This window comes from Mycobacterium sp. IDUB_37, assembly GCF_055419245.1.
On record NZ_JBVAXG010000004.1, the window covers coordinates 85,943 to 111,848 of the forward strand.

The 25,906-nt window shown below is 63.9% G+C and carries 18 protein-coding genes, 1 tRNA gene and 1 pseudogene; 15 read left to right on the plus strand and 5 right to left on the minus strand.

Going from position 1 to position 25,906, the window contains the following annotated elements; translation table 11 throughout:
* Positions 1 to 580: 580 nt before the first annotated feature.
* On the plus strand, positions 581 to 853 hold the full coding sequence (locus tag ACZY1I_RS14810) for a WGxxGxxG family protein (RefSeq protein WP_463755213.1): 273 nt from the start codon (positions 581 to 583) through the stop codon (positions 851 to 853).
* A 613-nt stretch (positions 854 to 1,466) separates the two neighbouring features.
* Here ACZY1I_RS14810 and ACZY1I_RS14815 read toward each other — a convergent pair.
* Positions 1,467 to 2,207, minus strand: a complete 741-nt coding sequence (locus tag ACZY1I_RS14815; RefSeq protein WP_463755214.1) for a SigB/SigF/SigG family RNA polymerase sigma factor — start codon at positions 2,205 to 2,207, stop codon at positions 1,467 to 1,469.
* A 408-nt stretch (positions 2,208 to 2,615) separates the two neighbouring features.
* Positions 2,616 to 2,689 (minus strand) — tRNA-Arg (locus tag ACZY1I_RS14820).
* Between the two features lie 186 nt (positions 2,690 to 2,875).
* Between ACZY1I_RS14820 and lipQ the strand changes: the two genes are divergently transcribed.
* The 9 genes and pseudogenes from lipQ (at position 2,876) to ACZY1I_RS14865 (ending at position 18,318) form a co-directional block, all read left to right on the plus strand.
* The gene (gene lipQ, locus ACZY1I_RS14825) at positions 2,876 to 4,135 is read left to right on the plus strand and encodes an esterase LipQ (protein ID WP_463755720.1); all 1,260 of its coding nucleotides are present in this window, start codon (positions 2,876 to 2,878) and stop codon (positions 4,133 to 4,135) included.
* 221 nt (positions 4,136 to 4,356) lie between these two features.
* Positions 4,357 to 5,838, plus strand: coding sequence for a WS/DGAT/MGAT family O-acyltransferase (locus ACZY1I_RS14830; RefSeq protein WP_463755215.1), 1,482 nt, complete (start codon positions 4,357 to 4,359; stop codon positions 5,836 to 5,838).
* An 80-nt stretch (positions 5,839 to 5,918) separates the two neighbouring features.
* Positions 5,919 to 7,329 (plus strand): annotated as a pseudogene (locus ACZY1I_RS14835) (HAD-IB family hydrolase); the annotation flags it as partial.
* A gap of 166 nt (positions 7,330 to 7,495) precedes the next feature.
* On the plus strand, positions 7,496 to 9,865 hold the full coding sequence (locus ACZY1I_RS14840) for a glycerol-3-phosphate 1-O-acyltransferase (protein WP_463755216.1): 2,370 nt from the start codon (positions 7,496 to 7,498) through the stop codon (positions 9,863 to 9,865).
* A gap of 177 nt (positions 9,866 to 10,042) precedes the next feature.
* Positions 10,043 to 10,528, plus strand: coding sequence for a single-stranded DNA-binding protein (locus ACZY1I_RS14845; protein WP_463755217.1), 486 nt, complete (start codon positions 10,043 to 10,045; stop codon positions 10,526 to 10,528).
* 68 nt (positions 10,529 to 10,596) lie between these two features.
* Entirely contained in the window at positions 10,597 to 12,273 is a 1,677-nt protein-coding gene (ettA, locus tag ACZY1I_RS14850; protein WP_463755218.1) for an energy-dependent translational throttle protein EttA, read from the plus strand.
* Positions 12,274 to 12,372: 99 nt separating this feature from the next.
* A complete protein-coding gene (locus ACZY1I_RS14855) occupies positions 12,373 to 17,220 on the plus strand; it encodes an NAD-glutamate dehydrogenase (RefSeq protein WP_463755219.1) in 4,848 nt (1,615 codons plus the stop codon).
* The gene (locus ACZY1I_RS14860; RefSeq protein WP_463755220.1) at positions 17,217 to 17,633 is read left to right on the plus strand and encodes an acyl-CoA thioesterase; all 417 of its coding nucleotides are present in this window, start codon (positions 17,217 to 17,219) and stop codon (positions 17,631 to 17,633) included. The genes ACZY1I_RS14855 and ACZY1I_RS14860 overlap by 4 nt, the downstream gene beginning before the upstream one ends.
* Positions 17,634 to 17,646: 13 nt before the next feature.
* Entirely contained in the window at positions 17,647 to 18,318 is a 672-nt protein-coding gene (locus tag ACZY1I_RS14865; protein WP_463755721.1) for a DUF8185 domain-containing protein, read from the plus strand.
* A gap of 37 nt (positions 18,319 to 18,355) precedes the next feature.
* Here ACZY1I_RS14865 and ACZY1I_RS14870 read toward each other — a convergent pair whose 3' ends face one another.
* Positions 18,356 to 19,372: an FAD-dependent oxidoreductase gene (locus ACZY1I_RS14870; RefSeq protein WP_463755722.1), complete on the minus strand. Its 1,017-nt coding sequence runs from the start codon at positions 19,370 to 19,372 to the stop codon at positions 18,356 to 18,358.
* Between the two features lie 328 nt (positions 19,373 to 19,700).
* On the opposite strand from ACZY1I_RS14870, the gene ACZY1I_RS14875 reads away from it, so the two are divergent.
* Positions 19,701 to 21,470 carry a PE family protein gene (locus ACZY1I_RS14875; protein ID WP_463755221.1) on the plus strand — a complete coding sequence of 590 codons (1,770 nt, stop codon included), beginning with the start codon at positions 19,701 to 19,703 and terminating at the stop codon, positions 21,468 to 21,470.
* An 11-nt stretch (positions 21,471 to 21,481) separates the two neighbouring features.
* Here ACZY1I_RS14875 and ACZY1I_RS14880 read toward each other — a convergent pair whose 3' ends face one another.
* Positions 21,482 to 23,062 carry a glycoside hydrolase family 13 protein gene (locus tag ACZY1I_RS14880; RefSeq protein WP_463755222.1) on the minus strand — a complete coding sequence of 527 codons (1,581 nt, stop codon included), beginning with the start codon at positions 23,060 to 23,062 and terminating at the stop codon, positions 21,482 to 21,484.
* Complete coding sequence (locus tag ACZY1I_RS14885) at positions 23,062 to 23,457, minus strand: globin (RefSeq protein WP_463755223.1); 396 nt, start codon at positions 23,455 to 23,457, stop codon at positions 23,062 to 23,064. Before ACZY1I_RS14885 ends, ACZY1I_RS14880 begins: the two co-directional genes overlap by 1 nt.
* Positions 23,458 to 23,590: 133 nt before the next feature.
* Here ACZY1I_RS14885 and ACZY1I_RS14890 point away from each other — a divergent pair, with 133 nt between their 5' ends.
* From ACZY1I_RS14890 to ACZY1I_RS14905, 4 genes are all read left to right on the plus strand, one after another.
* On the plus strand, positions 23,591 to 24,268 hold the full coding sequence (locus ACZY1I_RS14890; protein ID WP_463755224.1) for an HNH endonuclease: 678 nt from the start codon (positions 23,591 to 23,593) through the stop codon (positions 24,266 to 24,268).
* Positions 24,269 to 24,341: 73 nt separating this feature from the next.
* The gene (gene ctaJ / locus ACZY1I_RS14895) at positions 24,342 to 24,566 is read left to right on the plus strand and encodes an aa3-type cytochrome oxidase subunit CtaJ (RefSeq protein WP_463755723.1); all 225 of its coding nucleotides are present in this window, start codon (positions 24,342 to 24,344) and stop codon (positions 24,564 to 24,566) included.
* A complete protein-coding gene (locus ACZY1I_RS14900; protein WP_463755225.1) occupies positions 24,553 to 25,020 on the plus strand; it encodes a DUF5130 domain-containing protein in 468 nt (155 codons plus the stop codon). The genes ctaJ and ACZY1I_RS14900 overlap by 14 nt, the downstream gene beginning before the upstream one ends.
* Positions 25,021 to 25,063: 43 nt before the next feature.
* Entirely contained in the window at positions 25,064 to 25,885 is an 822-nt protein-coding gene (locus ACZY1I_RS14905; protein ID WP_463755226.1) for a hypothetical protein, read from the plus strand.
* The last annotated feature ends 21 nt before the right edge of the window (positions 25,886 to 25,906 follow it).

A 25,906-nucleotide genomic window follows, 5' to 3' on the forward strand; every position in this document is an offset into this window, starting at 1 on the left:
TGGAGTCTTGCCGTGGTCTCAATACACCCCATCGCGTTCGCCACGAATCATCCCATCGCGCGGCCGTGTCCGCATCGGGCGACGGCCGTTATCTGTTTGCAGTGTTGGCGGGTCTCAGCGCTGACCGACTCCGCACGCCCGGGTAGACGGTCATCTCGCGACCACTGCGGGATCTTGCTGCATTTTCCTGGCCCCCGGTCAGGGGAGTACTTCCATCACGCGCCCAGGTAGTCCGACGCAGGCGATCGGCGTTGCTCGTCCGCTCCTTCGGCGCCGACCTCACAGTCGCTTCAGACCAGATGCGAAGTCGCTCGCAGGTGAGGGATGCCAACGGCTACTCAGCAGACTATCGAGTCATTTTTGGCTCCGTAACTTACTTTAACCGTGCCATCCTGGTATGTGTCTGCCCGTGTGCAGGCCACGCCGCTAGACGTTTCAGAGAGTAGGTTCGGGGTACTTCTCTTCCTGCGGCGCGCATCTCGCGTCGATTCGTAGAAACTAGAGCCCACTGGTTCGCGGAGCTTGTCTCGGACACCCCTATCTGGTGGTCGATCACAAAATAACCTCTCAGGAGTGAATCATGCGTAAAACCATTGCCGTAGTTTCTGCAACCGGGGCGTTGCTATTCGGCGGCGCAGGTGTTGCCAGCGCTACCGTGCCAAGCGCACCGACACCGTCGTCAACGACAACCACGTTGGCAGACAATGGAAATGACAAAGTCACGGAGCAGCACAGCGACAAGACGGGGCTCTGGGGGCTCCTCGGCCTTTTGGGTCTGACGGGACTGGTGGGCCTCAAGCGCCGGGACGCCGACACGACCAGAGTCGCCACCGCCGATCGCGGACGCGTCTAGCATCCCTTTCGTTCAACGTCGGCCCCCGCCAGATACCCTCTGGCGGGGGCTTGACCGACTCCCAGCGACCAGTTGCGACTGGATGCGCATTCAACTCAGCATCACCGAAAACGTTTGGGATTGTTACCGGTTTGGTTGATTTCCTGCCCTGTAATTACGGTGCCCTCACGACGGCCGCTGGCCTGGCTACGCAGTCACCACGCGGGCGGCACAGTTGCGCCGGTCATTGACCCTTATCGGGGCCTTGAGCGAGTGGTCCGTGTCGGGTACGCGCAGACCTTGGGCTGTAGTGAGGAATTCACCTTGCTGGCTGCGCGGATCTGCGTCAAAACTGCCGGAACTGGTGGTCGCCCCGGTCGGGCCAGTGAGACGGGGTCCGGATTGCGAGGGTATGCGGGCTGCGCGCATGGCGACTCCGAGCTGTAGCTATAGAGGGGAAATCGTATGCAGCGCAATATTTTTGGTGCAACGAATTAGTGGCCGCCTTCCAGCGGCGGCCTGGAGCGACTTGCGCATGCGCTCCACGGTCGAACCAAGTCGAAGTCGATATCTACCCGGCCATGCACAAACCGTTGGCGGCTTGCGTGAAGTGAGTCGTCGCGTGTCGGTCGCGTCAGCCAGTTGCCGCTAAGCCTGGAAGGTCAGCGCCACCGCGCAACGTTTGCAAGGCTTTGGCGAGCAGGCGAGACACGTGCATTTGCGAACACCCGATGCGCTCCGCGATCTCGGTCTGTGTCAGCTCGTCGAAGAATCGAAGCTTGATGATCGTGCGTTCGCGCTCCGGCAGAGCAGCGATCAACGGGCGCACGGTCTGGACCTGAAGGACTTTTTCGAAACGCGGGTCCGACCCCCCGACCGTTTCTACTAACGACTGCTCCTCGGCCCGCCTTGGAGCATCTATCGATAACACCGAGTAATTGCTGCTAGCTATCAAGGCATCGACGACCAGCGCACGATCGACTCCTAAGTACTCGGCAATTTCTGAGGCTTTAGGAGCTCGGTGGAGCCGCCGACCGAGATCCTGCGTGGCAAGGTTCAAGTGCGACTGCAGATCCTTGATCCGGCGCGGTACCTTGACCGCCCATCCGTGGTCGCGGAAATGGCGACGTAGTTCCCCGGCGATTGTCGGAACGGCAAACGAGACAAAATCCGAACCGGTGTCGACGTCGAACCGGTTGACAGCGTTGACCAAACCAACGCGGGCCACCTGTACGAGATCCTCGAAGCACTCACCCCGACCGCGGTAGCGACGGGCAATATGATCGGCCAAGGGTAAACAGCGCGCCATGATTTCGTCACGCTGATTCGCGTAAGCGCGGGATTCTGGATCAAGTTGCCGCAGTTGGCGAAACATGATCGCTACGTCTGCGTACTCGCTTGTCGATGCCAAAAGTCAGCCCTCTATGCCCGGTTGGATTATCTGCGGGCTCTGAGCTGAACTCGGCGTGGAGGTTGGTTACCCCAAAAGTCCCTAGAGCGAAACGTTGCGACGGCAACGGCAATGCAAACTTAGCGACGATCCTGGCCTGGTCGTGCCTGCGCGTGCACACCAGCGTGCCAGGGTGCCCGTACCTGGCGTTGGTGCACCACACCGGGTCACCGTTACCGGCGCCGGTTGGGTAGTCCACCGTGCTCGCCCGGCGGACTCGCCGGTGCCAGCGGTCTTCGACACCGGCGAGTGCTCCTCGTGTCGTCATGTCGCATGTCTAGGACGTTGCGGGCAGGCTGCAGCGCTGCAGCGCGCCCAAAAGTCCCTGATCAGCGCCCCCGGCACGACTCGAACGTGCGACCTAGGGATTAGAAGGCCCTTGCTCTATCCACCTGAGCTACGGAGGCAATGCGCTGGTCAGTGTATCCAACGACCGAAATAAGCATGATGCCTAACGACGCAACGCCCGAAAAGTCTTCCGCTACCGTAAATATCAGTTATGGTGTGAGCTCCGACACACGTACAACATCGGCCGGTAATCGGCCGTTAACCGCAACGAGGCGTGTGCCTGACGTCGGGGAGTGAAATTCGTTATGTGCTTATCCGGTGTGACTTCGCGCTTCTCGCGGGTCGGTGCTGAAGCATTGCGACAGGGTGGACAACTGGCGGCTGGGGCCAGAGACGCCTCCCGGTCCGCTGGCGTGCTGCTGCGCGGCTCCCCGTTCGCGGTGGGATGGGTGGCCGGCTGGCTGGCCACTGAATTCCCCCCGCAGGTGGTGACCGGACACGCGTTGTCCCGGGTCGCGCCGCCGTCGATCAACCGGATGGGTACCAGCTGGGCCGCTCAGCGGGCGGATCTGGCCCTCACTGCCGCGCTTGAGGGCGCCTTCGGGTCGGACTACCGCGAGCAGGTGTATCACCCGGCCACCGCAGCAGCATTGGCTGTCCGCCGCGGCCTGCTGCCCAAGCCCAAGGCGGGTCCGCACCGCCGGTACGCGGCCAGGACCTCCAACATCTCGTACGGTCCCGGCGGCAACGAGCATCTGCTCGACGTCTGGCGTCGCCCCGATCTGGCACCTGGCCACCGCGCGCCCGTGCTGATACAGGTCCCCGGCGGGGCCTGGGCGGTCAACGGCAAGCGGCCGCAGGCGTACACCCTGATGAGCCGCATGGTGGAACTCGGCTGGATCTGCGTTTCGATCAACTACAGCAAGAGCCCGCGATGCAAGTTCCCCGCCCACATCATCGACGTGAAACGCGCAATCGCCTGGGTCCGCGAGAACATCGCCGACTACGGCGGCGACTCCGACTTCATCGCGATCACCGGCGGCTCAGCAGGTGCCCACCTGGCTTCCCTGGCCGCACTCACCCCCAACGACCCCACCTTCCAGCCGGGCTTCGAACGCGCCGACACCACCGTGCAGGCGGTAGCGCCGTACTACGGCGTGTACGACTTCACCGACTTCGACAACATGCACGAGATGATGTTGCCGTTTCTCGAGCAGTTCGTCATGAAGGTCCGCTACGCAGACGACCCCGAGCGGTTCACCGCGGCCTCCCCGGTCTCCTATGTGCACAGCGATGCGCCGCCGTTCTTCGTCCTGCACGGTGACCGCGACGAGCTCGTCCCCGCTGGACAGGCCCGAGCCTTCTGCGCGGCACTGCAAGGGGCCGGAGCTGCCAACGTGACGTATGCCGAGCTCGCCAACGCGCACCACGCATTCGACATCACCCCGACGGTCCGTTCCCGGCTGGCCGCCGAAGCCGTCTCCGACTTCCTGGGTGTCGTCTATGGCCGTAGGGAAAGCGCGCTGCTGGGTTCGTTGGCCCTGTCGGCCTCTCCGGCAAGCTGAGTCGCGCGACGTCATCTCGATGATTCGCCGACTGGGCGGCCCACCGCGAGGACTCGCGCACGCTTGATCAGGGCTCGACCTAGTGAGTCGATCATCACTTTCACCACTGCGATAACCGGACTAGCGTTGTGTTGGCATTCTGGTGGGTGGGTCCTGATAGCAGGAGGTTTGATCAGCGGTGAGTGGGTTGACGTGTCGAGGTGATCGCCTCGTGAGGCGTGGTGGCCGTGCCTGAGTCCGGGGGAACCAAGGACTACTCCGATGAACTCGGACCGGTTGACTATTTGCTGCACCGGGGTGAGGCGAATCCCCGGACGCGATCGGGGATCATGGCGCTCGAACTGCTCGACTCGACGCCCGACTGGGACCGGTTTCGCAGCCGCTTCGACAACGCTTCCCGCAAGGTGCTGCGACTGCGGCAGAAGGTCGTCGTGCCGACGCTGCCGACGGCGTCGCCGCGCTGGGTGGTCGATGCCGACTTCAACCTCGATTTCCACGTGCGCCGGGTACGGGTGTCCGAACCAGGATCGTTGCGCGAGGTGTTCGACTTCGCCGAGGTGATGCTGCAGTCACCGATGGACATCACCCGGCCGCTGTGGACCGCCACGCTGGTCGAGGGCCTGCCCGACGGCCGGGCGGCGATGCTGCTGCACCTGAGTCACGCCGTCACCGATGGCGTCGGCAGCGTCGAGATGTTCGCCGAGATCGTCGACCTGGAGCGGGATCCGGCGCCACGGCCGGAGTTGCCACAACCCATTCCGGAGGATCTGACTCCCAACGACCTGATGCGCCAAGGCATCAATCGTCTGCCCATCGCGATCGTGGGCGGCGCACTCGGTGCTTTGACCGGCGCTGTGTCGGCGGCAGGACGAGCGGTCATGGACCCGGTGTCCACGGTGTCGGGGATTGTCGGATACGCAAACTCGGGCGCACGGGTGTTGAACCGGGCCGCCGAGCCATCACCGCTGTTGCGCAGGCGCAGCCTGATCAGTCGTACCGAAGCGATCGACATCCGGCTTTCCGACCTGCACAAGGCGGCGAAGGCCGGTGGCGGATCCATCAACGACGCTTACCTGGCGGGATTGTGCGGAGCATTGGGCCGCTACCACGCCGCCCTCGGAATGCCGATCAAAACCTTGCCGATGGCGGTCCCGGTGAACCTGCGCGCAGAGGGCGATGCGGCCGGCGGGAACCAGTTCACCGGTGTGAACCTGGCCGCGCCGGTGGGCATGGCCGACCCGGTGGCCCGGATTCAGAAGATCCGTAAGCAGATGACGCAGCGCCGTGAAGAGCCCGCCATGAACATCATCGGGGCCATCGCGCCGGTGCTCAGCGTGCTGCCGACGGCGGTGCTGGAGGAAATCACCGGATCGGTGATCGGCAACGACGTGCAGGCCAGCAATGTCCCGGTCTATCCGGGTGACACTTACATCGCTGGCGCAAAAGTGTTGCGGCAGTACGGAATTGGCCCGCTGCCCGGCGTTGCGATGATGGTTGTGCTGATCTCGCGCGGTGGTTGGTGCACCATCACCGTTCGCTACGACAGGGCCTCGGTGACAAAGGACGAGTTGTTCGCCCAGTGTCTGGTGGAGGGTTTCGACGAGATCCTGGCTCTGGCCGGTGATCCGCCGCCCCGCGCGGTTGCTGCGTCGTGTGAGTTCGACGTAGCGGACGAGGCCTCCCGATCGGTGTCGAGTTCGTGAGCGCCACGGACGAGAAGGACGACGCGGCCGCCGCCCGGCAGCCCAAGGACCTGCGGTTACCCGGATCGGTGGCCGAGATCATGGCCAGCCCGGAGGGGCCGAAGGTCGGTGCGTTCTTCGATCTGGACGGAACTCTGGTGGCCGGCTTCACCGCCGTCATCCTCACGCAGGAACGTCTGCGCCGCCGCGATATGGGCGTGGGTGAGTTGCTCAGCATGGTGCAGGGGGCGCTGAACCACACCCTGGGTCGCATCGAGTTCGAGGACCTCATCGGGAAGGCGTCCGTGGCGTTGGCCGGTCGGCTTCTGACCGATCTGGATGAAATCGGCGAGCGCCTGTTCAACCAACGCATCGAGTCGAGGATCTACCCGGAAATGCGGGAGCTGGTGCGGGCGCACGTGGCGCGCGGCCACACGGTGGTGCTCAGCTCTTCGGCGTTGACGATCCAGGTCAACCCAGTGGCCCGTTTCCTTGGCATCTCCAACACGCTCACCAACAAGTTCGAGACCAACGAGGACGGATTGCTCACCGGCGGTGTGATCAAGCCGATCCTGTGGGGTCCCGGCAAAGCGTCTGCGGTACAAGAGTTCGCGGCTGCGCACGACATCGATTTGAAGGACAGTTACTTCTACGCCGATGGTGACGAGGACGTCGCCCTGATGTATCTGGTCGGCAACCCTCGGCCGACCAACCCCGAAGGCAAGATGGCCGCCGTCGCTAAGAAACGCGGGTGGCCGATCCTGAAATTCGACAGCCGCGGCGGTCTCGGACTGCAACGTCAGATTCGCACACTTGCCGGGTTCGGCGCGATGGTCCCGGTCGGGGCCGGTGCCGTTGGGTGGGGCCTGCTGACCCGAAACCGGCGCCGCGGCGTGAATTTCTTCACCGGCAACTTCGGCGCAGTGCTGCTCGCCACCTGTGGTGTCCATTTGAATGTCACCGGGAAAGAAAACCTGACCGCGCAGCGGCCTGCGGTCTTTATCTTCAACCACCGCAACCAGGTTGACCCGATCATTGCCGGTGTGCTGGTGAAGGACAACTGGGTCGGCGTGGGAAAGAAGGAACTCCAACGCGACCCGATCATGGGCACCTTGGGCAAGTTGCTCGACGGAGTGTTCATCGATCGCGACGATCCCAACTCGGCGGTGGAGACGCTGCACACCGTTGAAGAGCGAGCCCGCAACGGCCTGTCCATCGTGATCGCCCCGGAAGGCACGCGGTTGGACACCAATGAGGTTGGCCCGTTCAAGAAGGGGCCGTTCCGGATCGCCATGGCGGTCGGAATTCCCATCATTCCCATCGTGCTTCGTAATGCGGAGATCATCGCGTCGCGCAATTCGACCACTTTGAACCCGGGCACGGTCGACGTAGCAGTGTTCCCGCCGATTCCGGTGGACGATTGGACTCTGGAGACGCTGCCAGACCACATCGCCGAAATCCGCCAGCTCTACCTCGACGTACTGTCGGACTGGCCGATCGACGAGCTTCCGGAGATCGGGCCATACGCCAAGCCGGTCAAGAAGCAGCCCGCCAAGAGAACGGCGAAAAAGGCTTCCGCCGAGCCGATTCCGGAGCCGGAAGCGGACGCCTCGCCGCAATCCGGTCCCGAGCAGCCTGACGGTGTCGACACGTCGAGCCCGCAAGCCTGAGGCCGGCAGTGACCAAGCCGGCCGCCGACACCAGCGCAGTCCTGACCGCCGACGACGCACTGGTACTTGCGTCGATGGACACTCCGGTCGAGATGGAGTTGGTCATGGCCTGGTTGGGCCAGCAGCGCGCTCGTCACCCGGAGACCAAGTACGACGTCTTGAAGCTGCCACGACCCAACGCACCCGCGGGTGCGTTGACGGCCCTGGTGGAGCAACTCGATTCCGGTAGCGACCGCTCGGTCGTGCCGGTGCGGGTGTTCTGGCTACCCGCGGCCGACCGGGGCAAGGTCGCCAAAGTTGCCGCGCTGCTGCCGGGGCGGGATCCCTACCATCCCAGCCCGCGTCAGCAGCGTCACATCCTGCGCACCGAGCCGTGGCGCGCGCGGGTGGTGACAGGCGAGTCGGCCGATGTGTCCGAACTCCGCCAGCAATGGCGCCAGACCACCGTCGGGGAGAACACCCAGGAATTCGCCGAGTTCGTCACCCGGCGTGCGCTGCTCGCCCTCGCGCGCGCCGAGTATCGAATCCTTGGGCCGCAATACAAATCGCCCCGTCTGGTCAAGCCGGAGATGCTGGCCTCGTCGCGTTTTCGGACCGGCTTGGAAGCGATCTCGGGCGCGACCGTCGAGGAAGCCGGAAAGATGCTCGACGAGCTGGCTACCGGGTGGAGCCAGGCATCGGTTGACGTGATCTCGGTGCTCGGCAGGTTGCTCAGCCGCGGGTTCGACCCCGACCTCGACTACGACGAGTATCAGGTCGCCGCGATGCGCGCCGCGTTGGAATCCCACCCGGCGGTCTTGCTGTTCTCGCACCGGTCCTACATCGACGGTGCCGTGGTGCCAGTGGCGATGCAGGACAACCGATTACCGCCGGTGCACATGTTCGGCGGCATCAACCTGTCATTCGGTGTCATGGGTCCGCTGATGCGCCGATCCGGGACGATCTTCATCCGGCGCAACATCGGCGACAACGCGTTGTACAAGTACGTGCTCAAGGAATACGTGGGTTACATCGTCGAGAAGCGGTTCAATCTGAGCTGGTCGATTGAAGGCACCCGGTCGCGGACCGGAAAGATGTTGCCGCCCAAGCTCGGTCTGATGAGTTACGTGGCCGATGCATATCTGGACGGTCGCAGCGAAGACATTCTGCTGCAAGGAGTTTCGATCTGTTTCGACCAGTTGCACGAGGTCGCGGAGTACGCGGCCTATGCGCAGGGGGCCGAGAAGACGCCCGAGGGCTTCAGTTGGTTGTACAACTTCATCAAGGCGCAAGGGGAGCGCAACTACGGCAAGATCTACGTGCGCTTCCCCGAGGCGGTTTCGATGCGGCAGTACCTGGGGCCGCCCAACGGTCCCATTGCCAACGACCCGGCCGCCAAACGCCTTGCGTTGCAGAAGATGTCGTTCGAAGTCGCGTGGCGGATCCTGCAGTCCACGCCGGTCACGGCGACGGGTCTGGTGTCGGCGCTGCTGCTGGCCACCCGCGGGACGGCGTTGACGCTGGATCAGCTGCACCACACCCTGCAGGGCTCGCTGGACTACCTGGATCGTAAGAACACGCCGGTATCCACCAGCGCGTTGCGGCTGCGATCCCGTGACGGCGTCCGGGCCGGGGCCGACGCACTGTCCAACGGCCACCCGGTGACGCGGATCGACAGCGGCCGGGAACCGGTGTGGTACATCGCTCCGGATGACGAACATGCGGCGGCGTTCTACCGCAATTCGGTGATCCACGCTTTCCTGGAGACCTCTATCGTCGAACTGGCGCTGGCGCACGCCCGGTACTCCGGGGACGGCGACCGGCTGGCGGCGTTTTGGGCGCAGGCGATGCGGCTACGCGATCTGTTGAAGTTCGACTTTTATTTCGCCGACTCGACAGCGTTCCGCACCAACATCGCCGAAGAGATGGCGTGGCACAAGGATTGGGAAAATCACGTTTCCGCCGGTGGCGACATGATCGAGGAAATGCTTTATGCCAAGCGGCCGTTGATGTCTCATGCGATGCTGCGGGTTTTCTTCGAGGCCTATGAGATCGTCGCCGACGTCCTGCGCGACGCTCCCGCTGATATCTCCCAGAAGGATCTGACGGATTTGGCGCTCGGCGTCGGCCGTCAGTATGTGGCGCAGGGACGGGTTCGCAGCAGCGAGTCGGTGTCGACGCTGTTGTTCGCGACAGCCCGCCAGGTGGTGGCCGACCAAAATCTGATCGCGCCTGGGCCGCAGCTGTCCGAGCGGCGGGACGCATTCCGCAGGGAACTGCGTGACATCCTGCACGATTTCACCTATGTGGAGCAGATCGCCCGCAGACAGTTCACCGACCGCGAAGTCAAAGCACGGCAGGCGCGGTCCGAACGGCGTGACGCCGCTTCGGATCGCTAGGTCGCCTCCGCTTCATCCACAGTCGCCACTTTCTCCACAGGCTCACCCATCGGCTGCGATCACCCGCGTCATTCGTCGGTGCTGACGAGCTAAATGGGCTTCAACAGCAGTACGACCGAGGATTCCCGAGAACAAGGACCCACGGATGGGAATCCTCCCGAACCGAAAGTTGAGCCAATGTTCGAGACACCGCTAACCATCGTCGGTCACATCGTCAACGACCCGCAGCGCCGCCACGTCGGTAGCGACGAATTCATCAGATTCCGGGTGGCAAGCAACTCACGGCGACGGACCGACGACGGGACCTGGCAGCCAGGCAATTCGTTGTTCGTCACGGTCAACTGCTGGGGGAGGCTGGTCACCGGAGTAGGCGCTGCGCTGTCCAAAGGCGCACCGGTGATCGTCCATGGCCATGTCTACACAAGTGAGTACGACGATCGCGACGGCAATCGCCGTTCGTCGACGGAGATGCGGGCGATAGCGGTCGGGCCGGATCTGGCCCGCACGATCGTGCGCATCGAGAAGCCCCGCTACACCGGCCCGAATCCGGTGCCGAGCCCGGCAACCGACGGTCACGGCGACACCGCGGAGGCTGCGGCGGCCGGCCCCGAGTCGGCCGAAGATCCCGCCTCCGCTCCCAGTGCACTGCCACTGTCGGCCTGACGTTCCGCGGCGGTGCATAGGATGGGCCGCGGATATTTCCGAAAAGACCAGAAAGGCAATACCGCGGCATGGCTGAGTTCATCTACACGATGAAGAAGGTCCGCAAGGCGCACGGCGACAAGGTGATTCTCGACGACGTCACGTTGAGCTTTTACCCCGGCGCCAAGATCGGCGTTGTCGGCCCCAACGGGGCCGGCAAGTCGAGCGTCTTGCGGATCATGGCTGGTTTGGACAAGGCCAACAATGGTGACGCCTTCTTGGCCCCCGGGGCCTCCGTTGGCATCCTGCTACAGGAACCTCCCCTCAACGAGGAGAAGACGGTTCGGGGCAACGTCGAAGAGGGTCTGGGCGAGATCAAGGTCAAGCTCGACCGATTCAACGAGGTCGCCGAATTGATGGCCACCGACTACTCCGACGAGCTGATGGAGGAGATGGGTCGGCTGCAGGAAGACCTGGACCACGCCGACGCGTGGGATCTGGATTCGCAGCTGGAACAGGCGATGGACGCGCTGCGCTGCCCGCCGCCGGACGAACCGGTCACCAACCTGTCCGGTGGCGAGCGTCGCCGCGTCGCGTTGTGCAAGCTGCTGCTGTCCAAGCCAGACTTGCTGCTGCTCGACGAGCCGACCAACCACCTCGACGCCGAGAGCGTCCAGTGGCTCGAGCAGCACCTGGCCAGCTACGAAGGCGCGATCTTGGCGGTCACCCACGACCGGTACTTCCTCGACAACGTCGCCCAGTGGATTCTCGAGCTGGACCGTGGGCGGGCCTATCCCTATGAGGGCAACTACTCGACCTACTTGGAGAAGAAGTCCGACCGTATCGCCGTGCAGGGCCGCAAGGACGCCAAGCTGCAGAAGCGGTTACAGGACGAGTTGGCCTGGGTCCGTTCCGGCGCCAAGGCACGCCAGGCCAAGAGCAAGGCGCGCCTGCAGCGCTACGAGGAGATGGTCGCCGAGGCGGAGAAGACCCGCAAGCTCGACTTCGAGGAGATCCAGATCCCAGTCGGGCCCCGGTTGGGCTCGGTGGTAGTCGATGTAGGCCACCTTGACAAGGGCTTCGAAGGACGCACTCTGATCAAGGATCTGTCCTTCACGCTGCCCCGCAATGGCATCGTCGGTGTCATCGGTCCCAACGGGGTCGGAAAGACCACGCTGTTCAAGACCATTGTCGGGCTCGAGGAGCCCGACAGCGGCACTGTCAAGGTCGGCGAGACCGTCAAGTTGAGCTACGTGGACCAGGGTCGGGCCGGGATCGATCCGAAGAAGAACGTGTGGCAGGTCGTCTCAGACGGGCTGGACTACATCCAGGTCGGCCAAACCGAAGTGCCGTCTCGTGCGTATGTGTCGGCGTTCGGGTTCAAGGGGCCTGACCAGCAGAAACCTGCTGGTGTGCTGTCGGGTGGTGAGCGCAACAGACTGAACCTGGCGCTCACCCTCAAGCAGGGCGGCAACCTGATCCTGCTCGACGAACCGACCAACGACCTGGACGTCGAAACCCTGAGCTCGCTGGAAAACGCGCTGGTGAATTTCCCCGGTTGTGCGGTGGTGATCTCCCACGATCGCTGGTTCCTGGACCGGACCTGTACGCACATTTTGGCCTGGGAGGGTGACGACGACCACGAGGCCAAATGGTTCTGGTTTGAGGGCAATTTCGGCGCCTATGAAGAGAACAAGGTGGAAAGACTTGGCGCCGATGCGGCGCGTCCGCATAGGGTCACCCACCGCAGGCTGACCCGGGACTAATGTCTAGCTCGCCCCGCGACGATGCGGTCTAGTCGGCCGCTGAGAAGTGAGGCATAGTGAGCGCCGACTGGTATCCGCCGCGAGTTGTGGAGAATCGGAATGACGATCGATCCCGGGACCAAAGTTGATGTAGATGATGTCGCGGCGTGGACCACGTCCACGCCAGACACTGACATCCCGACCTGGGTTTTCAAGGCCTACCTCGATAGTTATCGGGGGCCGCAGGACGACGGCTTTGACGGGGTGGTCGACCCCGCCTCGACGGTGACTCCCGCGGTGGTCAGCGCTCACCGCCGGCTCGCTGTGCAACGCCCGCTCGGCGAAAGCTCGGTCGTCGTCTACCCGTCCGACGACCCGTCCGGATTCGGGCCGGCGTTGCAGGTGGTCACCGATCAGGGCTCCATGCTGATGGATTCGGTCACCGTGCTGCTGCACCGGCTCGGTCTCTCCTACACCGCCATCATGACTCCGGTCTTCGAGGTACGTCGCGACGCGGCGGGTGCACTGCAGCGCGTCGAACCGAAAGCCGACGACACATCGCCCTACGTCGGCGAGGCGTGGATTCATGTGCAGCTCTCGCCCGCGCTCGACCGCAAGGCACTCGTCGAGGCAGAACGACTGCTGCCCAAGGTCCTTGCCGACGTGCAGCGGGTCGCCAAAGATGCTGCGGCGATGACCTCCATGCTCGGCGAAGTTGCCGAAGACATCGACAGCGACCCCGAAGGTCGCTACGCGGCTCCCGACCGGCAGGAAGTCGCCGCTCTGTTGAAGTGGTTGGGCAGAGGCAACTTCCTGCTGCTCGGCTATCAGCGAACCAGGGTGCAGGACGGGCTGGTCGCCGGTGACGGGTCCAGCGGTCTGGGCGTACTACGGGCCCGCTCGGGCACGCGTCCGCGGCTGACCGACGAATCCAAGTTGCTCGTCTTGGCTCAGGCTACCGTCGGCAGCTACTTGCGTTACGGCGCATACCCGTACGCGATTGCCATCCGCGAATACACCGCCGGGCCGGACGGTCCCGACGGAAGCGTGTTCGAGCACCGCTTCGTCGGGCTGTTCACGGTCGCCGCCATGAACGCCGACGTCTTGGAGATCCCGGCGATCTCGCGCCGGGTACGCGATGCCCTCACCCTGGCCGGCAGCGACCCCAGCCACCCCGGCCAGCTGCTGCTCGACGTCATTCAGACCGTCCCGCGTCCGGAGTTGTTCACCCTGAGTGCCCAACGGCTACTCGAGATGGCCATGGCCGTTGTGGACATGGGATCGCAACGACGCGCACTTCTGTTCCTGCGCGCCGACCGGCTGCAGTTCTTCGTCTCCTGCCTCGTCTACGTTCCGCGCGACCGCTACACCACGGCCGTGCGGCTGCAGGTCGAGGACATCCTGGTCCGCGAGTTCGGCGGGACGCGGCTGGAATTCACCGCTCGGGTCAGCGAATCCCCTTGGGCGCTGATGCATTTCATGGTCCGGCTGCCCGATGACGGAAGTGCTGCGGCCCCCGTCGACGTCTCCGATGCCAACCGCACCCGGCTGCAGGCACTGCTCAGCGAGGCTGCGCGCACCTGGCCCGATCGGCTGATGGCTGCCGCGGCAACCGGCGCGATTTCGTATGCCGACGCCGAGCACTACTCGACCGCCTTCTCCGAGGCGTACAAGCAGGTCATCCCTCCTGCCGTGGCCGTCCAGGACATCGCGATCGTCAACGAACTGACCGAGGATTCGGTCAAGCTGGTCTTCTCCGAACGCGACGAGCACGGGATCGCAAACCTCACCTGGTACCTCGGGGGACACACCGCTTCGCTGAGCAAGTTGCTGCCGATGCTGCAGAGTATGGGCGTCGTGGTTCTCGAAGAGCGTCCGTTCACCGTCGTGCGGCCGGACGGGTTGCCGATATGGATCTATCAGTTCAGGATCTCCCCGCACCCCACCATCCCCTTGCCCGACACCGAAGCCGAGCGGGAGGCGGGTGCACACCGCTTTGCTGACGCGGTCACCGCGATCTGGCAGGGCCGCGTCGAGGTGGACCGGTTCAACGAGTTGGTCATGCGGGCCGGGCTGACCTGGCAACAGGTGGTTCCGCTGCGGGCCTACGCCAAGTACCTGCGGCAGGCGAACTTCCCCTACAGCCAGTCCCACATCGAGTCGGTGCTCAACGAACATCCCTCGACCGCGCGCTCACTGGTGACCTTGTTCGAGGCGCTGTTCGATCCCGAGTCGCAATCAACGGGTGCCGACGCGCAGGCGGCCGCCGCAGCCGTCGCCGCGGACATCGACGCACTGGTCAGCCTGGACACCGACCGCATCCTGCGTGCGTTCGCGTCGTTGGTCCAGGCCACGTTGCGCACCAATTACTTTGTCACGAAGGAAGGTTCGGCCCGCAGCCGTAACGTCATCGCGGTCAAGCTCGACGCCCAACTGATCGACGAATTGCCGCTGCCGCGGCCCAAGTTCGAGATCTTCGTGTATTCGCCCCGCGTCGAAGGCGTGCACCTGCGATTCGGGCCGGTCGCACGCGGCGGGTTGCGCTGGTCCGACCGCCGCGACGACTTCCGCACCGAAATTCTGGGGCTGGTCAAGGCGCAAGCCGTGAAGAACGCGGTCATCGTGCCGGTCGGGGCCAAGGGTGGGTTCGTCTTGAAGCGGCCGCCGCTGCCTACCGGCGACCCGGCTGTCGACCGCGATGCCTCGCGCACCGAAGGTGTCGCCTGCTACCAGCTGTTCATCTCTGGATTGCTCGACGTGACCGACAACGTCGATATGGCAAGCGGGAAGGTCAATCCGCCGTCCGGGGTGGTGCGTCGGGACGGCGACGACGCCTACCTGGTGGTGGCCGCCGACAAGGGCACCGCGACGTTCTCCGACATCGCCAACGACGTGGCCAAGTCCTACGGCTTCTGGCTGGGCGACGCGTTCGCCTCCGGCGGATCGGTCGGGTACGACCACAAGGCCATGGGCATCACCGCCAAGGGCGCCTGGGAGGCGGTCAAGCGGCACTTCCGCGAGATCAGCGTCGACACCCAGAGCCAAGACTTCACCGTCGTCGGAGTCGGCGACATGAGCGGCGACGTGTTCGGCAACGGCATGTTGCTCAGCAAGCACATCAGGCTGATCGCCGCCTTCGATCACCGGCACATCTTCATCGACCCCAAACCCGAGGCGGCGCCCACCTGGGTGGAGCGCAAGCGGATGTTCGACCTGCCCCGGTCCAGCTGGGACGACTACGACAAGTCGCTGATCAGCGAAGGCGGCGGCGTGTACAGCCGCGCGCAGAAATCGATTCCCATCAGCCCGCAGATCCGCGACGCCCTGGGCATCGACGGTGACATCGAAGAAATGACCCCGCCCAGCCTGATTCGGGCGATCCTGCAGGCGCCGGTGGACCTGCTGTTCAACGGCGGCATCGGCACCTACATCAAGGCGGAGAACGAGTCAGACGCCGACGTCGGCGACCGCGCCAACGATCCGGTACGCGTCAACGGAAACCAAGTGCGCGCCAAGGTCATCGGCGAAGGCGGCAACCTCGGGGTGACGGCCCTGGGCCGCGTCGAATTCGATCTGTCCGGTGGCCGGATCAACACCGACGCGATGGACAACTCCGCCGGCGTGGACTGCTCCGACCACGAGGTCAACATCAAGATTCTGATCGACTCCCTGGTCACCGCCGGCAAGGTGAAGGCCGAGGAACGCAGTCAACTGCTCGAGTCAATGACCGATGAGGTCGGACACCTGGTGCTGCTCGACAACGAGGACCAGAACGACTTGATGGGCACCAGCCGTGCCAATGCGGCCAGCCTGCTGCCCGTGCATGCCGACCAGATCAAGTTCCTGGTGGCCACCCGGGGCGTCAACCGCGAACTGGAAGCGTTGCCTTCGGAGAAGGAGATCGCCCGGCGCACCAGCATCGGCATCGGGCTGACCTCGCCCGAGCTGGCCACGTTGATGGCGCACGTCAAACTGGGCCTCAAAGAGGGCCTGCTGAAGACTGAGGTGCCGGACCTGGATGTGTTCGCGTCCCGGCTGCCGGAGTACTTCCCGAAGCCGCTGCGCGACCGGTTCACTCCGGAGATCCGGACGCACCAACTCCGTCGCGAGATCATCACCACCATGTTGATCAACGACCTGGTCGACACCGCGGGGATCACCTACGCTTACCGGATCGCCGAAGACGTTGGCGTGACAGCGATCGACGCGGTGCGCACCTACGCGGCCACCGACGCGATCTTCGGGATCGGCGGTATCTGGCGACGGATCCGTGCGGCCAACCTGCCGGTCCCACTGTCGGACCGGTTGACTCTGGACACCCGCCGGCTTGTCGACCGCGCCGGGCGTTGGTTGCTCAACTATCGTCCGCAGCCGCTGGCTGTCGGCGCCGAGATCAACCGGTTCGCCGCCAAGGTCAAGGCGCTGACGCCGCACATGTCGGATTGGCTGCGCGGAGACGACAAGGCCATCGTCGAGAAGGAGGCCGCGGAATTCACCGCGCTGGGCGCTCCCCACGACCTGGCCTACCGGGTAGCCGCCGGCCTGTACCGCTACAGCCTGCTCGACGTCATCGACATCGCTGACATCACCGAGCTGGAGACCGACGACGTCGCCGATACCTACTTCGCCTTGATGGACCGGCTGGGTACCGACTCCCTGCTCACGGCGGTGTCCGAGCTGCCTCGTAACGATCGCTGGCATGCGTTGGCGCGCATAGCGATTCGGGACGATATCTACTCGTCGCTGCGGTCGTTGTGCTTCGACGTGCTGGCGGTGGGTGAGCCGGGCGAGAGCGGCGAGCAGAAGATCGCCGAGTGGGAACACGTCAGCGCGTCTCGAGTCGAGCGGGCACGCCGGACTCTCAACGAGATTCGTGAGAGCGGCGCAACGGACCTGGCGACCCTGTCCGTGGCGGCCCGTCAGATCCGCCGCATGACCCGGACCAGCGGACGGGGATCGACAGGGTGAGCGTTGGTTATGTTGCACCTGTGCCGGTGCGTTGGTCGGACATCGACATGTACCAGCACGTCAACCACGCCACCATGGTCACGATCCTCGAAGAGTCGCGAGTTCCGTTCCTCAGGGAGCCTTTTGGCGCCGACATCACGACCATCGGCCTGCTGATCGCCGATGTCCGCGTCACCTATAAAGATCAGCTGCGACTGGTCGATTCGCCGTTGCAGGTGACGATCTGGACCAAGCGTCTGCGGGCGGTGGACTTCACCCTGGGCTACGAAGTGCGCTCGGTGAACGCCGATCCGAAGTCGAAGCCGGCTGTCATCGCCGAGTCTCAACTCGCCGCTGTGCACATCGAGGAGCAGCGGTTGGTGCGCCTGACGCCTCATCATCGGGAGTACCTGCAGCGGTGGCTCCGAGAATAGAGGGGGAGAGAACATAGCGGGCAGACCCGAACGCGGACTGTGGCTGGGCGATCAAGCCCACCGCGCGGATCTGGCTACATTCGTCGATCACGCGTTGCGGCTCGACGATGCCGCCGTCATCAGACTCCGGGCGCGATCGGCAGATTTGTTGACGGCTTGGGTGGCAACGGGTTTCGAGGTGCTGGCCAGTCGTGTGGTGATCGGCGAAGTCCGGCCGGACGACATGTCGGTCGGTGCCGACGCATTGGCGCGTGGGCTGGCCGCACTCGATCCAACCGACTCAACGGGCTATGTCGATCCCGGCTATGCGATGGACTCGGCGTGGCGGGTCGGATTGCCCCCCGAGTCCGGCTTCACCCACCTCGACGACATACCGGCCAAAGTGATGCTGGACTTGGCCCAACGCGGTGTCCAACTGGCCAGGGAGCATGGAAGTGCGCACGGCCCGCCGACCTCGCTGTTGGACCAAGAGGTGATCGAAGTCAGCTCCGGCGACACCGTGGTGGGACTGCCGATGCGCTGTGTATTCGCCCTCACCGCAATGGGTTTCTTGCCGCAGTCGGCCGAGACGATCGACGACGACGAGATGATCCGAATACGGATTCTGCCGGCGTGGTTGCGTATCGATGCGCGGTTCGGCTCGGTGTACAGACGCCGTAGTCACGCCGCCTTGGTGTTGCGCTGACGTTGTCCGTTTGAATCAGCACGAGTTTTTGGAGCCGTCAGGTGCTGTAAACCATCCATAAAGGCAGCACCGAGTTCAGGTAATCCATGAATTTCTTGAGACCGACGCGATACTGACCGTAGCCGTAGGGGTCTTCCGCATATTCCGGAAATGCGATACCCAACCCGAACAAGCCGGGGGCAATGACGCCGTTCTGCGGGTTGTAGTCGAGTGGGCCCCACTGTGGCGTTTCCGGCAGTCTTCTGCGCTCGAAGCCGACGGTATAGACCACGCGGTCGCACGCTTCGAGTTGCTTCTTGAATTCGGGGTCCGATACCCAGTACCGCTCCAATCGGTCCGGGTACACCCCATCGATGTTTTCTCTGGCCCAATCGGCCGCACGGCCTTTGAGTCCGGTGTCGTCGAACAGAATCCAATCGTCAAGATAAACCGCATATTTGAGCGGCGCGCGGTAGAAATTGATCACCTTCGCGACCGGATGGCGCAGCAGATTCGGTAGCGCGATCATCGAGGAGTGCGACGAACCGAACACGGCGACCGTCGCACCCTCCAACTGCTGCTCGGCGAGCTTTTCCGGATCGAGAGCGACTTCGACCGGGATCTCTTCCAGCTCGGGATAATCGAGCCGCCGAGGAACCGCTCCGACCGCGAGCACAACATTCTTTGAAGCGACTACCTGGTCTTCCGTCTGGATATTCCAGCGCCTGCCCTGCAAATTCAGGGCGGTCGCCGTCGTCTTGAACACCTGTACTCGCTCGCGCAGGTGTTCAGTGACCCAGAGCAACGGCTCTGCCACCAACCCGAGCGCACAAGTATCCTGCGGGTCGACTTCTCCGAGCGCTGAGGGCGGTGCATCGGAGAATCGAAAAGCCGAGGAGCCGTTCAGATATTCCAGAAAGGTGCCGGCAATCGTATTGCTTGATACTGGCCGCCATTTCTGACCGAGGTCTCCGGCGGCGAAAGCCGGATCGATCCAGGCGATTTTTTCTGCCGGGATTCCATGGTCAACCAGTCGGCCTACCGCTGCAATTCCGGCGGGTCCGGCCCCGATCACTGTCCACTCGTGGGTCGGCGTCATCAGATACGTATATAGGAATGAGCAGCGGCTCGCCAAACGGTCGCCAGGCTTGCTGCGCGGGTCCCTCCGGCGGGGACTCACAGGCGGTCGCAGTACATGGCGGCATCGACTGCCGCCGCCGTAACCTTCGCGGCAACGCGACGTGCTTACAGCCCCGTCGAATTCATACCCAACCTCGTAGGGCTTTCCCATTACGATGCGAATGCGTCAGCCATCCCGCCGGACATTTCGTCGGGCTCCGTGGGGTCGGCGGCGTCGAACGCACGGGCGCTGAAGCAGGGCCGATTAACCGGAGGGGTCACCTATGTCCTATTTGGTCACGAGCCCGCAGGCGGTCACTGCGGCAGCCGCCGAAGTCGCCGGAATCGGATCGGCGGTCAACCAAGCAGAGGTCGTCGCGGCGGGTCCGACAAGCAACATGGCCGTCGCTGCCGCCGATGAGGTTTCCGAGGCGGTCAACGCCCTGTTTCGGGCATATGCCCAGGACTATGCGGCAGTCAGTCGGCAAGTGGCGCAGTTTCATCAGGCGTTCACGCAGTTGTTGACCGAGGCGAGCGAATCTTATGCGCAAGCTGATGCGGCGGCTTCAGCGGCACTCGCGGGGTTCGCCCAACCAGTCCAGGCGCTTTTCGCGCCGTTGCGGGCGGGAGGCTTAGCGGCAAACGCGGGAGCTTTGTTGGCACCCCCTGCGCCGGTAAACGTTGACGCCGCACTGATATTGAGTCCAAGTGGCGTGGCGACACCGTCCGCAACTTACGTGTCAAACGTCTACTCGAAGTTCGTCCTGCCGAATTTCCCTTCCGCGACCCCACCCCAGATTGTGTCCACCCCTGAAGGTCTTTACCCCTTCACTGGGGTCAAGGATTTGGTTCTGAACGTCTCAGTGGCGCGCGGTGCATTGATTCTCAAGGACGCGATTTTGCAGCAGGTCGCGGGACTTCCCCCGGGGGGTTCTATCGCCGTCATGGGCTACTCGCAGAGTTCGGCGATTTCCTCTCTCGTGATGCCGATGCTTGCGTCCGCGGGCGTCCCGAGTTCACAGGTCAACTTTGTTTTATTGGGAAATCCAATGAATCCTAATGGCGGTGCACTTGCCCGCTTCGCCGGACTGGAATTGCCGGCACTGGGCTTCTCGTTCTACGGTGCGACGCCGGATAACCTGTATCCGACGGTCACCTACACACTCGAATATGACGGCTTCGCCGACTTCCCGCGGTATCCGCTCAACCTGCTCGCCGACGTGAATGCTGTCATGGGTATCGCCCTGGTGCATGGGAACTATCCATTGCTCACTCAGGCTCAGATCGACACAGCTGTTCAGTTGCCGACATCGGGGCCGACCCAGAGCACTTACTACATGATTCCCACCGAGCATTTACCATTGTTGCAGCCATTGCGGTTCCTGCCGTATGTCGGCAACCCTCTCGCTGAATTGCTGGAACCAAATATGCGGGTTCTGGTGAACTTGGGCTACGGAGACCCGGCCTACGGCTACGACACGGGCCCCGCCAATGTGCCGACGCCGTTCGGCATATTTCCGCCGGTCAGTCCCTTGACGGTCTTGGATCACTTGGCGATCGGTACGCAGCAGGGCATTGTCAATGCCGGTCATGAATTGCAGGTGCAGGGTCCGCCGAGGCTACCGGACATCTCGCTGTCGAGTGTTCTGGCGACACTCGGTTTGAATGCTCCGGTAACAGTTTCTGGTTCACCGGCGTCGACAATCGAGAACTTGCTGCTGGCCGCCAAGAATGTGAACACAATGGCTTTCGACGGCGTGGTGGCAGACCTTTCCACCGCATACGGGGTGCTATTACCCACGGCAGATATTGCGAGCAGTCTCGCGCTCAGTCTCCCGGGTTATGACATCAACTTGGTCATCGATGGGCTGATTCAAGTGGTGAATGGCCAGCCTGCCGAAGGCCTGATGTATGCGCTCGGCGCTCCACTCGCTGCCAATGTTGGGCTGTCGACGCTCGCCGGCGGTTTTCAGTTGATCGTTCTCAGCTATGCGCTCGACACGATCATATTCGGCACGCCGCATCCTTATCCGTTTGCGCCCGCCGGTTTCTAGACCAATTCCGGCTAAACCAGCCACGCCGCAGCATTGGGCGGCAACTGGCCGTCGATCAACCCGGCGCTGGTCAGGATCACCTCGCCGGGGGGTAGTGCCATCGCGCGTTCGCCGGCGTTCAGGGCACACACCAGACCGCCGCGGCGCGCGAATACTACGGCGTCGTCGGGTGCCGACAACCAATCGATCTGTGCGCCATCGAATTCCGAGCGCTGCCGGCGCAATTCGAGAGCGCGGGTGAAGAACGACAACGCCGATCCGGCGTCGGCCCGCTGCTTCGCCACCGTCAGCGTCGCCCAATCTGCCGGCATCGGTAGCCAGGTGTCGGCATTGGTCGAGAATCCGAACGGGGGAGTGTCGCCGGACCACGGCAGCGGCACCCGGCACCGATCGCGGCCGCGTTCGGTGTGTCCCGAGCGTTCCCACGTCGGGTCCTGCAGCACCTCGTCTGGCAGATCCACGTCAGGCAGACCCAACTCTGTCCCGTTGTAGATGAACACCGCGCCCGGCAGGGCGAGCATCAGCATGGCCATGGCCTTGGCTCGGTACAACCCGACCTCGCCGCCGCCGTACCGCGTGACCTCGCGGCCCACATCATGGTTGGACAGCGTCCACGTCGGGGTGGCGTTCTCCAGCGCCGCCGCTTCCAGTGAGTTCTGCACCGCTTCGCGGATCTCGGCAGCGTCGAAGTCGGTACGGGTGAGCCGGAAGTTGAAACCGAGGTGCAGTTCGTCGGGCCGGAGGTACTCGGCCCATTGGGCGTTGTCGTGCACCCAGACCTCGCCGACGGTCACGGCTTCGGGGTAGTCGTTCATCACGGCGCGGATATCGCGGTGGATCGCGTGGACGTTCGGTCGATTGAACCTGGGGTCGTCGTCGGTGTGGCGCAATACCTCGGAGGCGTCCGGCGAATCGGGCAGTCCTTCGGGCTTGGCCATGCCGTGCGCCACGTCGATGCGGAACCCGTCGACGCCACGCTCGAGCCAGAAGCGCAGCGACTTTTCGAAGTCGTCGAAGATCTCTGGGTTGTCCCAGTTCAGGTCGGGCTGCTCGGTGTCAAAGAGGTGCAGGTACCACTGGCCAGGATTGCCGTCCGGTTCGGTGATTCGGGTCCAGGCCGGTCCGCCGAAAACCGACTCCCAGTTGTTGGGCGGCAACCGACCGTCGGGTCCGCGGCCGTCGCGAAAGAAGTAGCGATTCCGCGCGTCGGTGCCGGGACCCGCGACCAGCGCGGCCTGGAACCACGGGTGCGCAGAGCTGGTGTGGTTGGGCACCACGTCCATGGTCACCTTGATGCCCCGAGCGTGCGCTTCGGTGATCAGCCGCTCGAACGCGGCCATCCCGCCGAACAGTGGGTCGATGTCGCGTGGGTCGGAGACGTCGTAGCCGTGGTCGGCCATCGGCGAGACGGTGACCGGGTTGAGCCAGATTCCGTCTACACCGAGCTGTTCCAGGTGGTCGAGGTGGTCCGCCAGACCCGCGAGGTCACCGACGCCGTCGCCGTTGCTGTCGGCGAAGGAGCGCGGATACACCTGATAGAAGACCGCGGTTTGCCACCAAAGCCGTCCTGCCGGCTCGGATTCGCCGACCATCAGAACGCGGAGTTGACGAGGGAGTGGGCGGCCATCTCCAGGTACTGAAGCAACTGGCGCCGGTGATCGTCGTCGAGGGTCTGCGAGTCGATGGAGCCGACCGCGATCTGCATGCATCGCAGCCAGGCGTCGCGCTCGATGGGACCGATCCGGAAGGGCACGTGCCGCATCCGCAGCCGCGGATGACCGCGCTGGTCGGAGTACGTCCGCGGGCCGCCCCAATACTGCTCGAGGAACATCCGGAGCCGTTCCTCGGCCCCGGACAGGTCCTCTTCGGGATACAACGGACGCAGGATCTCGTCCTCGGCGACCTGCTCGTAGAAGCGGGCAACGATCGCATCGAAGGTCGCGGCGCCGCCGACGGCGTCGTAGAAAGTCTCTGTTGTCTGATCCATCGCTCTCCATTGTGGGCCACCGGTCTTCTTCAGCCGCGATAGCGCCTTGTGTTCACCGGATCGACACGGCGCGGCTGGAGGCAATTGGGGTGCGATCGACAGCGAATCGTGATGGACTGTCGGCGGAGGATTTATGGCGCAGCGCAACAAACGCCGCAGCCACCGCAGTGCGGGTGCCGCGGCAAACGGAACTGGGCCCGTGTCGTGTCTGCACAGTGTCAATGCCCATCCCAGTACCCACCGCGCTGCCCCCGGTGCCGATCCGCCGCCCTTGCGCGTCGACAGCGCTTCAATCTGGAATCGCCGCCGGGTGCTGTTGCTGAACTCCACCTACGAGCCTCTCACCGCATTGCCTATGCGGCGCGCGATCGTGATGGTGATCTGTGGCAAGGCCGACGTTGTGCACGACGATCCGGCCGGGGCCGTCATCCACTCCGCGACCAAATCCATAGCGATGCCGTCGGTGATCCAACTGCGTGCCTTTGTCCGGGTGCCCTACCGGGCGCGGGTGCCGATGACGCGGGCCGCACTGATGCATCGCGATCGTTTCTGTTGCGCCTATTGCGGCGCGAAGGCCGACACCATCGACCACGTTGTGCCCCGCAGTCGCGGCGGCGACCACTCCTGGGAGAACTGCGTGGCGTGCTGCTCCGCATGCAACCACCGCAAGGGCGACAAGATGCTGGCCGAACTCGGCTGGGTTCTTCGACGCGTGCCGTTGCCGCCGACCGGACAGCATTGGCGACTGCTTTCGACGGTCAAAGAACTCGACCCGTCCTGGGCGCGATACCTCGGTGAGGGCGCGGCGTAGTTCGTATCGATTTCTGGGGTCCTAAGTGCGCCGGTTGGACCTTCGGTGGGATACGGTTTTCGTCGTGAACGCTATGGAGACTCACCTCTTGCTCGTCGGAATACCGTTGTTGCTGGTGGTCATCCTCGGGTCGTTGTTCTTGACCCGTAAGGGGCCGCACCCCGCAAGCTATGACTTGTCCGAGAAATGGACACACCCGCCGATCCTGTGGGCCGCCACCGATGAGGCTGTCGGTGGTTCGCACGGCGGGCACGGCTCAGAGTTCACGGTTGGAGGTGGCGCAAGTGGCACATGGTGAAATCGCGACGATCGATCCGGCCGACCTGCCGAGGGGCTGGGTTCTCACCACCAGCGGCCGGGTCTCCGGAGTCACCGAGCCGGGTGATATCTCGGTGCACTACCCGTTCTCCATCAAAGACCTTGTGGCCGTTGACGATGCGCTGAAATACGCGTCGCGGGCGTCGTCGGCGCGGTTCGCGGTCTACCTGGGCGATCTGGGTAGCGACACCGCCGCGCGGGCGCGGGAGTTGCTGGCCAAGGTGCCGACGCCGAACAACTCGGTGCTGCTTGCCGTGTCTCCGGAGCAGAGCGCCATCGAGGTGGTGTACGGCTCGCAGGTGCGCGGTCGGGGCGCCGAGTCTGCAGCTCCGCTCGGCGTCGCAGCCGCTTCGTCAGCGTTCGAACAGGGCAACCTCATCGACGGCCTGGTGAGCGCGATCCGAGTGCTCAGCGCTGGGATCTCGCCGGCCTAGAGTCGGCCCGCCCATCGCCGCACCGCGTTCCCGGATTTAACCGGTGTATGAGTATGAGCACGCGCTGCTGAAGGCCGAGTTGCTCATCGGTCTCCGGCCGACCGGCTACGGGCAGAAGTGGCTGGCGAGCGCTGCGCGACGGGCTGTGCCGCCGGAGGTCGTCGTCGAGATCGCTCGGCAGCACCGGGGCGTCCTGTCGAGCCTGGACATCCTCGAGAACACCGAAGAGATCGTCGATCCACACGGCAAGTCGTTCTTTCTTCTCCCGGAGACGATCAGCGGTGAGGGCGCACGCCGGGCCACCCTGATGACCTACGTCGTCAACGCGGGCACGGACTACGGCAGGGCGGGCTTGGCGGTTCGCAACGATTTCGCCGAGACGCCGTATTGCGCCGGCGAGTTGAGGCGGATCGAGAACCGCCAGCTGGCGAACCGCTGGTCCTACAGCCGAGACGTCCGATTCGTGCACCGCAACGGCGGCCGGCTGGTCACGACGCCGAACGGCATTCTCATGGGCCTCGGCGGCAACTGGCTCCAGCGTCTGTTCAGTCAGCGGGGCGGAACCGCTTGGGGCGACATATTCATGGTCAACCTGGGCCGGGTCGCCGACCCCGCGCAGCAGATTCGCGCCGTCGTCGAATCCGGGCGCGCTTGGTTCACCGACAGTCACGGCAAGCCGGTCGTCGGCAACCTCGAACTTGACCGGGTGCTGCATCACGAGGAGCGGCACTGCGTCCAGTGGGCCGCGAAAGGTTATGCGGGCATGATCGCGGCCTACAGCTGGGAGGCGATCCGGGAGGTCGTGTTGCGTGAGACCAACCGGCTCGAAGAAGACGCCGGTCTACGCGACGGCGGCTACCGGTGACATGCGCTGCTTGACGCAGCG

Excerpts from the sequence above, each read along its gene's own strand:
- ACZY1I_RS14885 (WP_463755223.1), bottom strand. The coding sequence starts at position 23,457 with ATGGATCAGACAACAGAGACTTTCTACGACGCCGTCGGCGGCGCCGCG.
- ettA (WP_463755218.1), top strand. The coding sequence starts at position 10,597 with ATGGCTGAGTTCATCTACACGATGAAGAAGGTCCGCAAGGCGCACGGC.
- ACZY1I_RS14880 (WP_463755222.1), bottom strand. The coding sequence starts at position 23,062 with ATGGTCGGCGAATCCGAGCCGGCAGGACGGCTTTGGTGGCAAACCGCG.
- ACZY1I_RS14890 (WP_463755224.1), top strand. The coding sequence starts at position 23,591 with ATGGCGCAGCGCAACAAACGCCGCAGCCACCGCAGTGCGGGTGCCGCG.
- ACZY1I_RS14855 (WP_463755219.1), top strand. The coding sequence starts at position 12,373 with ATGACGATCGATCCCGGGACCAAAGTTGATGTAGATGATGTCGCGGCG.
- ACZY1I_RS14875 (WP_463755221.1), top strand. The coding sequence starts at position 19,701 with ATGTCCTATTTGGTCACGAGCCCGCAGGCGGTCACTGCGGCAGCCGCC.
- ACZY1I_RS14845 (WP_463755217.1), top strand. The coding sequence starts at position 10,043 with ATGTTCGAGACACCGCTAACCATCGTCGGTCACATCGTCAACGACCCG.
- lipQ (WP_463755720.1), top strand. The coding sequence starts at position 2,876 with ATGTGCTTATCCGGTGTGACTTCGCGCTTCTCGCGGGTCGGTGCTGAA.
- ctaJ (WP_463755723.1), top strand. The coding sequence starts at position 24,342 with ATGGAGACTCACCTCTTGCTCGTCGGAATACCGTTGTTGCTGGTGGTC.
- ACZY1I_RS14815 (WP_463755214.1), bottom strand. The coding sequence starts at position 2,207 with ATGTTTCGCCAACTGCGGCAACTTGATCCAGAATCCCGCGCTTACGCG.
- ACZY1I_RS14810 (WP_463755213.1), top strand. The coding sequence starts at position 581 with ATGCGTAAAACCATTGCCGTAGTTTCTGCAACCGGGGCGTTGCTATTC.